The sequence below is a fragment of the Kitasatospora sp. NPDC093679 genome, assembly GCF_040683455.1.
GTDB lineage: Bacteria > Actinomycetota > Actinomycetes > Streptomycetales > Streptomycetaceae > Kitasatospora > Kitasatospora arboriphila.
This window is the reverse complement of sequence record NZ_JBFBDW010000002.1, coordinates 251,603-265,710: the sequence shown is the minus strand read 5'-3', so window position 1 is coordinate 265,710 and position 14,108 is coordinate 251,603. Positions and strand designations below refer to the sequence as shown.

Below are 14,108 nucleotides of genomic sequence, written 5' to 3'. Positions count from 1 at the left end.
GGACGGGACCGGTGTCGGCCCCACCATGTCTTCCATTCCACCGGCCCGGGCCATTGTCTGCGGGGGCCGAGCGGTGCAGTGGACAGGGGCCGATGGTCCCGACCCGGTTCTTGGGCGGCTGGTCGGCCAAGCCGGGTCGTGGGCACCTTGGAGGGCTCCTGATCGACCGTGACCGTGGGGCAGGGACGATGATGTCGTCGCCGTCCGTGCGCGGTAGCGAACCCGCGCGCGGGGTGTCTTTCACAGCGCGGGGCGGACGCCGGGCGCCGGATCCGCTCACGCCTGCCCGGCATCCGTGCGCTCAGACCACCGGCGTGGTGCCGAGCCCGGCGCGGCGCACCTTGTGGTGCGGCGATGGAAGAGGTACGGCCGGTCACCTCGGTGGTGGTGATCCGCGGGACAGGAGCGGGCTGCCTGTGGCTGCTGCCCGGCCACGAGGTGGAACGCGGCCGGGCCGACCCGTACCTCGACCGGCTGCTCGCCGACCTGGACGACGTGGTCGAGGTTCCGGGCCCCGGCGGCGGCCGGGCGGCGCGGGCCGACGGGCCGGCGGAACGGGCCGACGAGGAGCTCTGGCCGGGCGTCGACGCCTTCGGGGACGTCGGCTTCGACTACGCCGACGGCCTCGGGGGCTGGACGGCACCCGCGCCGGCCCCGCCGCTCGGGACGCCGAGCCTCACGGAACGGCTCGCCGGACAGCTCGGGCTCGTCGGCGACCCGGTCAGGGAATTCGTCGACGGCGCGGACCGGCGCGCCCCCGTGGTGATCGTCCGCGCCTGGCGGGAGGACGACCCGGTGGCGCTCTCCCGCCTGATGCGCCGTCTGCAGGCCGCCGTGAAGAACGCGGGCCTCCCGCCGGCCCGGCGGCCCCGGCTGCTGGTCGCCGCCCGGCCGGAGGCCCCCCCGATGCGCCGGAGGCACTCGATCCGGGCCTCTGCACCGTCCACTGGTGGTGGTCGGTGTGGGGCCGGCTCGACACGGCGACCCTGACGGAGGCGGAGGCCGACGGGCGGTCCGCGCACGGCCGGCACACCGCCGGGAAGCGCATCCTGGCGGCGGTGCGGCACGAGACGGTCGTCGGGGTCTGCGGCCCCGACCTGCCGCTGGCCGCGCGTCTGACCGGACGCTGGAACGGGCGGACGGACGACCTGGTCCCCGCCCTGACGGCGTGCCGGCCGGCCGCCGGGGCGGCCCCGCCGCCGGCCGCGAACGCCGCGGCGGCCTACGCGCCGTCCCCCGAGCCGTCGCTCCGGCCGGCCTGGCAGGCCGGGCTGCCGGACAGCCGGGAGGGGCAGGTGCGCTGCTCGCCGGTGGAGTGGCCGGCCGGAGCCGACGGCCGCGACCGCCTGGACAAGCTGGTGTGGCAGGCGCAGAACCGCGTGCTGCTGCCGCTCATCGACGACGCCCGGGCCCGGCTGGTGGCGCTGCTGCCGCAGGCCGCCGCCCGAGGTGCCCGGCACCTCGCCGCCACCTACGTCGACCGGGACGGCGGGCGGGGCGGCCCGGCCGACCTCGCCTCGATGGAGCTGGGCGACATCTGGACGGCCGTCCGCCGCCGCGACGTGCGCTTCGGGACGGCGCAGTACAACCGGCTGTCCACGCTGCGCACCTCGCGCAACGAGCTGGCCCACTGCCGGCCGCTGACCGACCGGGAGCTCGGGGGCCTGGTGGACGCGCTGACCGGGTGACCGGGGCGCGTCCGGGCTCAGGCCCGGTCGTCCTCCCTCTCGCTGCGGGTGCCGGCCCGGGCGGCGGCGAGGAAGACGGCGAGGGCGAGGACGGGGCAGGCGAGGCCGAGGCCCAGCAGGACGTAACGCGAGGTGATCTCCTCCTTCGGGTCAGGATCACCTTCGGCAGGACGATACGTCACCCTGACGGCCGAACGGCCGGTTTCACCCGTCCGATACCCGGACGGGGTGCCGCATTGCCGCGGGCTCGGGTGCAGGGCGTCGGGTGCAGGGCGTCGGGTGCGGGGCGTCGGGTGCGGGCGTCAGAGACCGGCGTCGGCGTCGGCCGTCCGCTCGTCGACGGTGGTGCGGATGCGGGCGAGCAGGGACCGCAACTGCTCGCGTTCGGCGGGCGCGAGGGCGCCGGTGGCGGTGGCCAGGGCCGCGCGGTCGAGCTCCTCGGCCTCGCGGTGCCGGCGGACGCCCTCCTCGGTGAGGGTGAGCAGGAAGGCGCGGCGGTCCTCCGGGTGCCGGACCCGCTCGACCAGGCCGTCCTTCTCCAGGCTGTCGACGATCGTGGTGGTGGTCCGCGGGGCGTTGCCGACCAGCTCGGCGAGGTCGCGCATCCGCAGCGGCCCGCCGGCGCGGGCCAGTACCCGCAGGGTGCGCAGCCGTGAGACGGAGGCGCCGTGCTCGCGCAGCCTGCCGTCGACGAAGGCGCGGAGCCGCTGCGTGGTGGCGAAGAGCTCGTCCACCAGGACGTCGCTGCTGCCGAAGTCGCGCTTGTCCGCCTGCCGCTGTGCCATGCCGTGTCCGTCCCCGTCTCCAGTCTTTCTGAGCACCATCATAGTGAGTATGCTCAGCTTCTATGAGCACCCGCCTGAGCCAGCGCCGTGTCGTGCCCATCATGACGGTCCTGACCACCTTCATCTGCATCGTCGACGGTGCGATCACCACCGTCGCACTGCCCGGCATCGCCCGGCAGTTCGCGCTGACCCCGGCCGCACTCACCGGGGTCGTCGTGGTCTACCCGGTCTGCCTGGCCATGATGGTCCCGGCCTCGGCCTGGCTGGTGGAACGGTTCGGCGGCCGCCGGATGCTGCTGCTCTCGCTCGCCGCCTTCACCGGCGCCTCCGCACTCTGCGGCGCCGCCCCGGGCCTCGGCGCCCTGGTCGGCGCCCGGGCCCTGCAGGGCCTTGCCGCCGGCCTGCTGATGCCGACCTCGCAGGCGCTGCTCTTCCGCACCTTCACCCAGGCCGAACAGGTCCGGCTCGCCCGCCTGTTGATCATCCCCCAGCAGATCGCCCCGGCGATCGCCCCGCTGCTCGGCGGCGCGCTCGTCACCGGCCTCTCCTGGCGCTGGGTGTTCTGGGTCAACGTCCCGGTCGGTGCGGCCGCGGTGCTCTTCGGCCTCGTCTTCCTCGCCGAGCACCGCGACCACGCCGCCGGTCGGCTCGACCTGCCGGGCCTGCTGCTGAGCGCTGCGGGCACCGCCGCGCTGATGTACGGGGTCTGCACCGGGCCGGAGGCGGGCTGGACCGGCCCGCAGGTACTCGGCCCGCTGGTGGCCGGCGCCGTGCTGCTCGCGGCGGCGGTCACGGTCGAACTCCGCACCGCCGAGCCGATCCTGCGGCTGCGGCTCTTCGGCGACCGGCTCTTCCGCGACACCAACCTGATCTGCCTGGTCGGCTACGTGCCCATCATGGGCGCGATGTTCCTCGGCCCGCTCTACATCCAGGAGGCCCGCGGCGGCAGCGCGCTGGACAGCGGCAGCACCACCTTCACCGAGGCCTTCGGGGTGCTGCTCACCATGCAGCTGGTCGGCGCGGTGTACGCCCGCATCGGCCCGCGGGTGATCATCGGGACCGGGATGCTGGGCGTGGCGGGGGTGCTGCTGCTGTTCGCCGCCGCGGACGAGCACACCGGCCTGTGGGCCTTCCGCGGCTACATGTTCCTGCTCGGCCTGGCGATGGGCGGGGTGTTCGTGCCCACCACCATCGCCTCCTTCAGCACCGTCTCCAAGGCCGACGTCGCCTACGCCGCCACCCTCAACACCGTCGTCCGGCAGACCGGCAACGCCCTCGCCCCCGCCGTGGTGACCACCGTCCTGGTGCTCGGCGCCGGCGGCCCCGAGCAGGCCCACCCGCCGCTGGCCGCGTACCGGACGGCCTACCTCGTCCTCGCCGCGATCGCGGTGGCCACCGGCCTGTTCGCCTTCACCGTGCCCGACGCGCAGGCCCGCCGCGCCGCGGCCGCACCGCGGGCGGGCGGTGCACCCACCCCCGCCCGAGAGCCTGCCGCCGTCGCCGAGGGACGGTCCGCCGGCTGAATCCCCTCAGTACGCGGTGAGGAAGCGGTCCAGGACGCGGACGCCGAAGGCCAGTCCGTCGACGGGGACGCGTTCGTCCACGCCGTGGAACATCGTCGGGTAGTCGAGTTCCGGGTCGAGCAGCAGGGGTGCGAAGCCGTAGCAGGTGATGCCCAGGCGGTTGAAGGTCTTGGCGTCGGTGCCACCGGACATCAGGTACGGCACCGGGTGGCCGGCCGGGTCCTCGGCGCGAACGGCGGCGGCCATCGCGGCGAACGCCGGTCCCGTGTGGTCGGCCGCGACGGCCTCCTCCAGGTTGATGAACTCCCGGGTCACGCCCGGCCCGAGGAGCCGCTCGACGGTCTCCAGGTACTCGTCCCGGGTGCCGGGCAGGAACCGCCCGTCGACCTGGGCGTGCGCACTGCCGGGCACCACGTTCACCTTCTGCCCGGCCCGCAGCACGGTGGGCACCGCCGAGTTCCGCACGGTGTAGGCGAACAGCGCGCCCGCCCGGCCGAGTCGGGCCGCCTCCGCCTCCAGCCGCTCCCGGTCGATCCGGGTCCCGAGGACCCCCTCCAGCTCGGTGATCAGCGCCTCCACCGGCGGGGTGAGGCGGACCGGCCAGGCGTGCGCGGCGAGCCGGGACAGCCCGTGCACCAGGGTGGCGACGGCGTTGTCCGCGCCGGCCCGGGAACCGTGCCCGGCGGTGCCGGTGGCGGTCAGCCGCATCCAGGCGGTGCAGCGTTCGCCGACCGCCACCGGATAGAGCCGCCGCTCCCCCGCCGTCCCACCCGCGGGCACCGAGTACCCGCCGGACTCGCCGATCGCCTCGGTGCAGCCCTCGAACCACTCCCGGTGCCGCTCGGCCGCGAAGCGGGCACCGTACTCGCCGGTCGACTCCTCGTCCGCGAGGAAGGCGAGCACCAGGTCCCGGCGCGGCCGCCGCCCGGTGCGGGCCCAGTCCCGGACGAGGGCCAGGGTCATCGCCAGGGTGCCCTTCATGTCGACCGCGCCGCGGCCCCACAGGCAGCCGTCGGCGAGTTCGCCGGAGAGCGGGTGGTGCGTCCAGTCCTCGGCGGCGAAGGGCACGGTGTCCAGGTGGCCGTGGACGAGCAGCGGCGGCAGCGTGCGGTCGGTGCCGGCCACCCGGGCGAGGACGTTCGCCCGGCGCGGCGCGGACTCGGTGAGCAGCGGGTCGAGTCCGGCCTCGGAGAGCCGGGCGGCGACGTACTCCGCGGCGGCCCGCTCGCCCGGCCCGCTGCCGTCTCCGGGGTTCACGGTGTCGAGGCGCAGCAGGTCGTGGCAGAGGACGGCCGCGTCGGTGTCGAGGGCCTGCGGGCTGACGGTCACGGGGTCTCCCTCGTCGGGCACGGGTAGTCAGGTGGTGAATCAGGGGCGCAGTTCCGCCCCCAGCCTTCGGCCGGGAGGTACCCCCAGCGCCCCTGAACGACCATCCAGGCGCCCCTGGGGAGGCCCTTATCCGTACTGCTGCTCGGTGGCCGCGCGGGCGACCACGGTGCAGACCTTGAAGGTGCGGGCGGCCCGGGTGGCGCCGGGGGCGGTGTAGCCGACGGTGCACGGGCCGAGGAGTTCGACGGTGGGCACCGCGGCGACCGCCTCGGCCTGGTGGGTGGCGTGGAAGTCGATCTCGAAGCAGTGCGGGCCGGTGACGGGTTCGGGGCGGCCGAGCAGCCGGTGGTCGCGCACGGCGAGCTCGGCCCGGTCGCGGATCAGCGCGGCGCTGACGGCCGGCGGCAGGCAGACCGCCGCGTAGCGGCTGACGCACTCCTTGACGGCGGCGGTGCGGGCCTCGGGTGCCCAGGCTGCGGCGGCGACGCAGGTGAGGTCGTCGCCGGTGACGAGGATGACGGGGACGCCGTGTTCGGCGGCGGTCAGGGCGTTCATCCGGCCTTCGTCGGCGTCCGTGCCGTCGATCCGGAAGCCGGTGAGTCCGGCGCCCAGGTAGGTGTGGGCGAGGACGCCGTTCGCCCCGGCACCGGTGTGGTAGCCGAGGAGGACGACGGCGTCGGCGTCCTGGACGCCCTGCATCATGCCGAGCGGTTTGTGCCGGCCGATCAGCAGCTTCGCCCGCGGGTCGAGTTCCTCCAGCAGGACGTTCCGCTGGGTCTCGTGCGCCTCGTTGACCAGGACTTCTTCGGCGCCGCCGGCGAACAGTCCGGCGATGCAGGCGTTGACGTCACCGGTGAGCAGCCGGCGCATCCGCTGCCAGGCGGGCGCGCCGGGTTCGACGTCCTCCGGCCAGGTGGTGCCGGTGGCGCCCTCCATGTCGGCGGAGATCAGGACGCGCACGCGGTCTCCTCGGCGGCCGGCCGGCCCGGGGCGGGGCGCGGGGCGAGCGGGGGTTCGAGCAGGGTGAGCACGCCGTCGCCGAGTTCGGCGGCGGTTCCGAGCGGGACGGTGAGCTGGAGCGGGCCGTGTCCGGCGGGCAGGCCGGCCGCGACGGGGATGCCGAGGCCGCCGAGCCGGTCGGCGAGGACGGCGCGGACCTCCTCCTCGGGACCGCAGTCGGTGAAGTCGCCGAGCACGATGCCGGCGGCGCGGCCGAGCACGCCCGCACGGACCAGCTGGGTGAGGATGCGGTCCAGCCGGTACGGCTCCTCGCCGGTCTCCTCCAGCAGCAGCAGGCAGCCGTCCGGCGGCAGGGCGGTGGGGGTGCCGACGGAGGCGGCGAGCAGGCTGGCGTTGCCGCCGGCGAGCCGGCCGCGGGCGGTGCCGGGGACGAGCGCGCCGCCGGTGAGCGGCAGTTCGGTGACCTGCTCGGGGTGGAAGAGCACGGTGCGCAGGTGGTCGGCGCTGGCCGGGTCGTCGACCAGGGCGCCGGTGGCGGGCATCGGGGCGTGCAGGGTGCTGGTGCCGAGCCGGACGGCGAAGGCCTCGTGCAGGGCGGTGATGTCGCTGGAGCCGATCAGCAGGGTCGGTTCGGCGGCGGCGTCGATCGCCTTCCAGTCGACCAGGTCGACCATCCGCTGGGTGCCGTAGCCGCCGCGGGCGCAGAGGACGGCGCGGACGCCGGGGTCGGCGCAGGCCTCGGTGAGGTCGGCGGCGCGGTCCTCGTCGCGGCCGGCGAGGTGGCCGAGGTGGCTGTCGCGGACGTGCGGCAGCACCGTCACCTCCAGGCCCCAGGAGGCCAGCAGGGCGGTGCCGCGCTCCAGCAGGGCGGGGTCGGGCGGGCCGGCGGGTGCGGCGACGGCGACCCGGTCGCCGGGTCGCAGGGCCTGCGGCACCGTTCGGGGCCGGTCGTGGGTCGGCATGCGGGCCTCATCTCAGCTTCGGGTCGTACGCGTCCCGGACGGCGTCGCCGAGCAGGATGAAGCTCAGCACGGTCGCCGACAGGAACAGCGCGGGGAAGGCGAGCAGGTGCGGGAAGTCGAGGACGTACGCCTGGGCCGCGTTCAGTTGCAGGCCCCAGGAGACCGCAGGGTACTGCAGACCGACGCCGAGGAAGTCCAACGTGGCCTCGCCGGAGATGACGTTACCGACGTTCAGCATGGCGACCACCACCACGGGGGTGGCGGCGTTGGGCAGCAGGTGGCGGGTCATCAGCCGCAGCGGTCCGGCGCCGGTGGAGCGGGCGGCCTGCACGTAGTCGGCCTGTTTGAGGCCGATGACCTGGGCGCGCATCACCCGGGTCATGGTCGTCCAGCCGAGGGCGACGAGGACGAGGGTCATCGCGCCGAGGCCGTGGTCGGGGAAGGCGACCAGGACGACGGTGGCGCCGAGGACGAACGGCAGGCCGAAGAAGACGTCGGTGAGGCCGGAGAGCAGGGTGTCCACCCAGCCGCCGAAGAAGCCGGCCAGCATGCCGAGGAGCAGCGAGAGCAGCAGTGCCCCGGCGGTCACCGCGAGGCCGATGACCAGCGAGGGGCGGCTGCCGCGGACGACCTGGCCGAGGTAGTCGCAGCCCTGCAGGTCGAAGCCGAAGGGGTGGTGCAGGCTGGGGCCGACCCGGGAGTCGGCGAGTTCGCAGCGGCCGCTGTCGTCGGTGAGCAGCGCGACGAACGGCGCGGGGAAGGCGGCCATCAGCGCCATCAGCAGCAGCACGCCGGTGCAGGCGAGGACGAGGGGCCGCCTGCGCAGGTCCCGCCAGGCGCCGGCGGAGGGGGGCTCGCCGCGGCGGGGGCGCCGCTTCGACGGCAGTGCGAGGTCCCGGACGGGCGCGGGCGGTGCCGGGGCGGGGGCCGGGGGCGGTGCGGGGGCCTGTGGGCTACCGGTCATGGCGGATCCTCGGGTCGAGCAGGCCGTACAGGACGTCGACGACCAGGTTGGCCAGGCAGTAGACCAGCACCAGGGCGGTGGTGATGCCGACCACGGTCGGTCCCTCGCGCAACTGGATGGCCTGGAAGACCTGTTGGCCGACGCCGGGCAGGTTGAACACGTACTCGGTGACGACGGCGCCGGCCATCAGCGAGCCGAGTTCGATGCCGAGGAAGGTCACCACCGGGATCAGCGAGTTGCGCAGGGTGTGCCGGACGACCACCCGCCTGCGGGACAGGCCCTTGGCGCCGGCGGTGCGCACGTGGTCGGCGCGCAGGTTCTCCAGCAGGGAGGCCCGGGTGAGCCGGGCGACGTAGGCCACGCCGAAGGAGGCGAGGACGAGGCCGGGCAGCAGGTAGGCGGTCGGCCAGCCGTCCTCGGCGCCGGCCACCGGGAACCAGCCGAGCTTGACGCCGAGCAGCAGTTGGGCGAGGTAGCCGACGATGTACACCGGCACGGCGATCACCAGGGTGGTGCCGGCGAGCACCGCGTTGTCCGCCCACCGGCCCTTGCGCAGCGCCGCCCAGACGCCGAGCGCGACGCCGAGGACGGTCTCCAGGAACCAGGCGGTGAGGCCGAGCCGCAGGGTGACCTGCCAGCGGCCGGCCAGGGTGTCGGCGACCGGCTCGCCGGTGAAGGTCCGGCCGAGGTCGCCGGTCAGCAGCCCGCCCAGGTACTTGGCGTACTGGACGACGAGCGGGTCGTCGAGGTGGTAGCGGCGGTGCAGTTCGGCGAGGACGGCGGCCGGCACCGGCCGGTCCCCGGCGAGGCCCTGGATCGGGTCGCCGGGCAGCACGAACACCATGGCGTGGATGAGGAAGGTGGTCGCCAGCAGTACGGGAACGGCGTACAGCAGGCGGCGGGCGATGTATCGGCCCATCGGCGGGCGCCCCCGGTTCGTGTGGTCGCGACGGTGGTCAGTGGCTCAGTGCCGCACGGTCACCTTCTCCAGGTGCAGGCCGGCGACGTACGGGTCGACCAGGACGTTGCCGATCCGGGGACTCCAGGCGGTCTGGTCCTGCCAGTTCCAGAGCGGGATCAGCGGCAGCGCCCGGAGCGCGATCGACTCGGCCTCGTGGTAGTGCTGCTCGGACTCGGCGGTGTCCGGCGCCGCGTTGCCGAGCGCGAGCGCCCGGTCGAAGGCTGGGTCGGACCAGCCGGAGCGGTTGTCGGGGCCGAGCAGCCCGGCGAGGTAGTTCTGCACGCTCGGGTAGTCGACCACCCAGTTCTGCCGGTACGGCCCGGTCGCCTTGCGGCCGTTGAGGATCGGGCCGAGGTCGGCGCCGGACATCTTGCGGAAGGCGATGGAGCGGATGCCGAGGTTCTGCTTGAGCTCGTTGGCCACCGCGGTCATCCACTGCTCGTACGTGGGGTCGGAGTTGGCGAAGTACAGTTCCAGCGTGCCGGTGAAGCCGCCGGCCCGGTCGAACAGCTCCTTGGCGCGCTCCGGCCGGTACTCGCAGGTCTCGCCGCAGGCTCCGGCCCGGTGGCCGGGGATCATCGCGGCGACCAGCGAGTCGGCGGGCGCGAACACCTCGTTGAAGATCGCCCGGGTGATGCCCCGGCGGTCGATCGCCATCGAGATGGCCTGCCGCAGCTCGGGCTTGGCGTAGCGGGCGTCCCAGAGCGGCAGGCCGAGGTAGTCCATGGTGCCGCTGGGCCGCACCGAGTACCGCTTGCCGAAGGTGCGCTTCGCCTCGTAGGCCCGGGCGGGCGGCACGCTGGCCATGAAGTCGACGTGTCCGGCCCGCAGTTCGGTGAAGGCGGTGTCCTTGCTGGTGAAGATCCGGAAGCGCACGCCGTCGGCGGTGGCCGGGCGCGGCCCGGTGTAGCCCTCGGCGCGGCGCAGGTCGATCCGCTGCTGGTGCCGCCAGTCGCCGTCCATCGCGAACGGGCCGTTGCCGACCGGGTGCAGGTCGTACCCGGCCGGGTCGGCGAAGGCGGCCTTCGGCAGCGGTGCGAACGCGGGGAAGGCGAGCAGCATCGGGAACTGGCTGAACGGTGCCCCGAGGGTGACCTTCAGGGTGGTGTCGTCGACCACCTCCAGGCCGGACAGCCGGTCGGTCGGGGGCTCGGCGCCGTCCGCCGGGTTGAGGGCGGCGTAGCCGTCGATCTGGCTGAAGTACCCGTTGGCCTCCCAGCCGTTGGGCCCGTACGCGGCCGCGTTCCAGGCGTCGGCGTAGCTGGCCGCGGTGACCGGCTCGCCGTCGTGGAAGCGGGCGCCGGGCCGGAAGTGCAGTGTCCAGACCCGCTGGTCGTCGGTGCTGATCGACTCGGCGGCGAGCGGCACCGCGTGGCCGTCCGAAGGGTCCAGGGCGAGCGGGGTGTCGAACAGCCCCTCCAGCACCTGGAGGGAGTAACTGCTGGTCGTACGGCCGGGGGTGAGGTGGTCCGGCTCGGTGAGGGCGACGGTGAACGTCCCGCCGGGCACGTCCGGGACGGGCCCGAGGTCCTCGTCCGAGCGGCGGACGCAGCCCGCGGCGGCCGTCCCGGTGACGGCGAGCAGGGCGAGGGTGAGCAGCGCGGCGGGCAGCCGGCCGGTGCGGCCCGTCAGCACCGGGCCTCCACCAGGCAGGCGGTCTCCCAGTCCCGGTCCGGCGTCCCGGCGGGTGTCTCGGCCGGTGTCTCGGCCCGCGGGGCGGTACGGCCGGTGGCGGCCGAACCCCCGGCCAGCCGGACGGCGAACGCGTCGATCACCGAACGGGGGCTGCTGCCCGCGAAGTTGTTGACCAGGACGGCGAAGGCCAGGGTGCGCCCGTCGGCCCGCTCGGCGTAGCCCGTCAGGGCGTCCACCCCCGTCATCGAGCCGGTCTTGGCGTGCACCCGGCCCTCGGCGGCGGTGCCGCGCATCCGGTTGGTGAGGGTGCCGCCGACGGCGCGCCGGGCGTCCCCGGCCACCGGCAGCGCCTGGTACCAGGTGGCGAACCAGGGCCGGGTGCGGGCGTACGCCAGCAGCGCGGTGAGCCGGGAGGCGGTCAGCAGGTTGTGCCGGGACAGCCCGGAGCCGTCCACCTGCCGGGCCTCGGTGGGTTCCAGGCCCGCCCGGTGCAGGAAGCCGTTCACCTGGTCGGTGCCGGAGGCCCAACTGCCGCTGCCGGCCCGCACCCGGCCGATCTCCTTCACCAGGTGCTCGGCGATGCCGTTGTTGCTGAGCTTCAGGAAGGGCGCCATCAGGGCCGAGACCGGCGCCGAGTCGTGGGCGGCGAGGACGGCCGCGCCGGCCGGCGCCCGGCCCTCGCGGGGCGCTCCCTGCACCGCGACCCCGTGCCGGGCCAGGGCGGCGGCGAACACGTCGGCGGCCGTCAGTGCCGGCGAGTCCACGGCGATCCACTCCTCGCTCGGGCCGCCGCCCGCCGGGACGCTGCCGGAGAGCAGCAGCTCGTTGCCGCCGGGCCTGCGGTCGACCACGGCGGTGCGGGCGCTGCCGGCCGCGCCGGTCGCCACCCGGCCGGTGAACCGGACGGGCGCCTCGGCGGGGACGACCCGCACCGCGGCGGGCTGCCCGGGCGCCTCACCGGGGGTCAGCACGACCCGGACGGTGCCCGGGTCGTAGTCGGTGTCGGTGGTGAGGGTCAGTGCGGAGATCTGCGGGCTGTAGTACGCCGCCTGGTCGTCCCAGGACCAGCTGGGACCGAGCGGCACGTCGTCCCAGCGGCTCGCGTCGGCCAGCAGGGCGCCGCCGACCTCCGTCACCCCGGCGGCGGCCACCGCGGCGGCCAGTGCGTCGAGGTCGGCCGGCAGCAGCGTCGGGTCGCCGCCGCCGCGCAGCACCAGGTCGCCGTCGATCCGGCCGCCGGTGCGCGGGCCGGCGGCGAGCACCTCGGTGGTGAAGCGGTGGTCGGGGCCGAGCAGTTCGAGGGCGGCTGCCGCGGTCACCGTCTTCTGGGTGGAGGCGGGCAGCAGCAGCGCGCCGGGCGTCCGCCGGTACAGCACCTCGCCGGTGGCCGCGTCGGTGACCAGCGCGGACACCTGGGCGCCGGTCAGCGCCCGGTCGGCGAACAGCGCGTCCAGGTCGGAGCCGAGGCTCCGGGCGGCGGCGGACGTCCCCGCGCCGCTGCCGGGGGCCGCCCCCGCGGGCAGCAGCGCGGCGAGCACGACGGCGAGCGGCACCGCCAGCAGCCGGACGGGCACAGTGAGCACGGTGTTGCCTCCCGAGGAGTGGAGCCGGGCACCACCTTCTCCCCGATCGGACGTCAGAAGTCGCCGGTGGCACGGGGATCGGCGACAATTCACCCCGCAATTCCCCCGTGCGGAGGACGCCGACGGCGCGGTGCCGCGACACCGCCCGCCCCGGGCGGTGAGAGTGGCACCACCCTCACCCCCGGGAGCCGCCATGCCGCCGCGTCCGTCCCGCCGGCTCTTCCTGGGCGGCCTCGGTGCGCTGACCCTGACCGCCGCGGCACGGCCGGCCACGGCCGCCGCCGGGCCGCCGCCGCGGCGGCTGCGCGGCGTCTGGATCGCGACGGTCGACCGCATCGACTGGCCCCCCGCGCCAGGCCTCCCCGAGGCGCAGCTGCGCGCCGCGTACGACGACCTGCTCGACTCCGCGGCGGCGGCCGGCGCCAACGCGGTGTTCGTGCAGGTCCGGCCGACCGCGGACGCCTTCTGGCCCTCCCGGTACGAGCCCTGGTCTCAGTGGCTGACCGGCGTCCAGGGGCAGGACCCGGGCTGGGACCCGATGCGCTTCCTGGTCGACGCCGCACACGCCCGCGGCCTCGCCTTCCACGCCTGGTTCAACCCGTACCGGATCGCCCAGCACGACGACCCCGCACGGCTCGCCGCCGCCCACCCGGCCCGCCGCCACCCCGAGTGGGCGGTCTCCTACGGCGGGCGCCTCTACTACGACCCCGGCGTCCCCGCCGCCCGCGCCTTCGTCGAACAGGCGATCCTGGACGCGGTGGCCCGCTACCAGGTCGACGGCGTCCACCTCGACGACTACTTCTACCCCTACCCCGTCGCCGGCCGGCCCTTCCCCGACGACGCCTCCTTCGCCGCGTACGGCGGGGCCACCACCGACCGGGCGGCCTGGCGGCGGCGCAACGTCGACCTGCTGATCCGCGAACTGCGCGACCTGGTACGGGCGGCGCGGCCCGAGGCGGCCTTCGGCGTCAGCCCGTTCGGCATCTGGCGCAACGCCGCGACCGACCCGCGCGGATCGGCCACCGCCGCCTTCCAGTCCTACGACGGGCTCCACGCCGACTCGCTGGGCTGGGTGCAGGACGGACTGCTCGACTACGTCGCCCCGCAGCTGTACTGGCACCTCGGCCACCCGCAGGCCGACTACGCGGCCCTCGCCCGCTGGTGGGCCGTGCAGACCGCCGCCCGGGAGACCCTGCTCTGGACCGGCCAGGCCGCCTACCGCGCCGGCGTCGCGGGCGAGGCCCCCGTCTGGCAGGACCCGGCCGAACTCTCCCGCCACCTCGACCTGGACGCGACACTGCCGCAGATCGGCGGCCAGATCCTGTTCAGCGCCCGCAACGTCCGCACCGACCCGATCGGCGCCGTCGCCCGCCTCACCGCCGACCACTGGCACCGCCCCGCCCTGCCCCCGCTGCTGCCACGGCTCGCCGGCGGCACTCCCCCGACCGCGCCCGTCCTGACCGCGGCGGACGGCACCCTGCGCATCACCCCCGGCGGCCCGCCGCCGTTCCGCTACGCCGTCCACCGCCTCCCGCAGGCACCCGGCGACCGCCCGCACCTCACCGCGGACACCCTGGCCGCCTGCCTGCCCGCCGCCGACTGCGCCCGCCCCCTGCCCCTCCCCACCGGCCGGTACACCGCCACCGCCCTCGACCGCCCGGGCCGCGAAAGCCGACCCGCGGCACCGGTCCAGGTGTAGCGCGTCGTTCCCTGCCCGG

13 protein-coding genes are annotated in these 14,108 nt (G+C 75.5%); 4 read left to right on the top strand and 9 right to left on the bottom strand.

Annotated features, from left to right (window positions below):
• The first annotated feature begins 354 nt into the window (after positions 1–354).
• Together AB0O09_RS03170 and AB0O09_RS03165 are read left to right on the top strand one after the other, a co-directional pair.
• The gene (locus AB0O09_RS03170; protein WP_363539652.1) at positions 355–990 is read left to right on the top strand and encodes a hypothetical protein; all 636 of its coding nucleotides are present in this window, start codon (positions 355–357) and stop codon (positions 988–990) included.
• On the top strand, positions 960–1,688 hold the full coding sequence (locus tag AB0O09_RS03165; RefSeq protein ID WP_363539650.1) for a hypothetical protein: 729 nt from the start codon (positions 960–962) through the stop codon (positions 1,686–1,688). The genes AB0O09_RS03170 and AB0O09_RS03165 overlap by 31 nt, the downstream gene beginning before the upstream one ends.
• Before the next feature lie 17 nt (positions 1,689–1,705).
• Here the strand turns inward: AB0O09_RS03165 and AB0O09_RS03160 are convergent, their stop codons facing one another.
• Together AB0O09_RS03160 and AB0O09_RS03155 are read right to left on the bottom strand one after the other, a co-directional pair.
• Entirely contained in the window at positions 1,706–1,870 is a 165-nt protein-coding gene (locus AB0O09_RS03160) for a hypothetical protein (RefSeq protein ID WP_344623913.1), read from the bottom strand.
• 120 nt (positions 1,871–1,990) lie between these two features.
• Positions 1,991–2,473, bottom strand: coding sequence for a MarR family transcriptional regulator (locus AB0O09_RS03155; protein ID WP_363539648.1), 483 nt, complete (start codon positions 2,471–2,473; stop codon positions 1,991–1,993).
• Between the two features lie 62 nt (positions 2,474–2,535).
• On the opposite strand from AB0O09_RS03155, the gene AB0O09_RS03150 reads away from it, so the two are divergent.
• A complete protein-coding gene (locus AB0O09_RS03150) occupies positions 2,536–3,996 on the top strand; it encodes a DHA2 family efflux MFS transporter permease subunit (protein ID WP_363539646.1) in 1,461 nt (486 codons plus the stop codon).
• A 6-nt stretch (positions 3,997–4,002) separates the two neighbouring features.
• Here the strand turns inward: AB0O09_RS03150 and AB0O09_RS03145 are convergent, their stop codons facing one another.
• From AB0O09_RS03145 to dacB, 7 genes are all read right to left on the bottom strand, one after another.
• Entirely contained in the window at positions 4,003–5,325 is a 1,323-nt protein-coding gene (locus tag AB0O09_RS03145; RefSeq protein ID WP_363539644.1) for a M20/M25/M40 family metallo-hydrolase, read from the bottom strand.
• A gap of 126 nt (positions 5,326–5,451) precedes the next feature.
• Positions 5,452–6,285, bottom strand: a complete 834-nt coding sequence (locus AB0O09_RS03140) for a M55 family metallopeptidase (protein ID WP_363539642.1) — start codon at positions 6,283–6,285, stop codon at positions 5,452–5,454.
• Positions 6,273–7,247 (bottom strand): LD-carboxypeptidase, encoded by a 975-nt coding sequence (locus AB0O09_RS03135; RefSeq protein WP_363539640.1) that lies wholly within the window; start codon positions 7,245–7,247, stop codon positions 6,273–6,275. Before AB0O09_RS03135 ends, AB0O09_RS03140 begins: the two co-directional genes overlap by 13 nt.
• 7 nt (positions 7,248–7,254) lie before the next feature.
• On the bottom strand, positions 7,255–8,211 hold the full coding sequence (locus tag AB0O09_RS03130) for an ABC transporter permease (protein WP_363539638.1): 957 nt from the start codon (positions 8,209–8,211) through the stop codon (positions 7,255–7,257).
• A complete protein-coding gene (locus AB0O09_RS03125) occupies positions 8,201–9,130 on the bottom strand; it encodes an ABC transporter permease (protein ID WP_344623922.1) in 930 nt (309 codons plus the stop codon). Before AB0O09_RS03125 ends, AB0O09_RS03130 begins: the two co-directional genes overlap by 11 nt.
• A gap of 45 nt (positions 9,131–9,175) precedes the next feature.
• Positions 9,176–10,807, bottom strand: coding sequence for an ABC transporter substrate-binding protein (locus tag AB0O09_RS03120; RefSeq protein ID WP_363539636.1), 1,632 nt, complete (start codon positions 10,805–10,807; stop codon positions 9,176–9,178).
• Positions 10,801–12,390, bottom strand: coding sequence for a D-alanyl-D-alanine carboxypeptidase/D-alanyl-D-alanine-endopeptidase (gene dacB, locus AB0O09_RS03115; protein WP_363539634.1), 1,590 nt, complete (start codon positions 12,388–12,390; stop codon positions 10,801–10,803). The genes AB0O09_RS03120 and dacB overlap by 7 nt, the downstream gene beginning before the upstream one ends.
• A gap of 193 nt (positions 12,391–12,583) precedes the next feature.
• On the opposite strand from dacB, the gene AB0O09_RS03110 reads away from it, so the two are divergent.
• The gene (locus AB0O09_RS03110) at positions 12,584–14,089 is read left to right on the top strand and encodes a family 10 glycosylhydrolase (protein WP_363539632.1); all 1,506 of its coding nucleotides are present in this window, start codon (positions 12,584–12,586) and stop codon (positions 14,087–14,089) included.
• Positions 14,090–14,108: the final 19 nt, after the last annotated feature.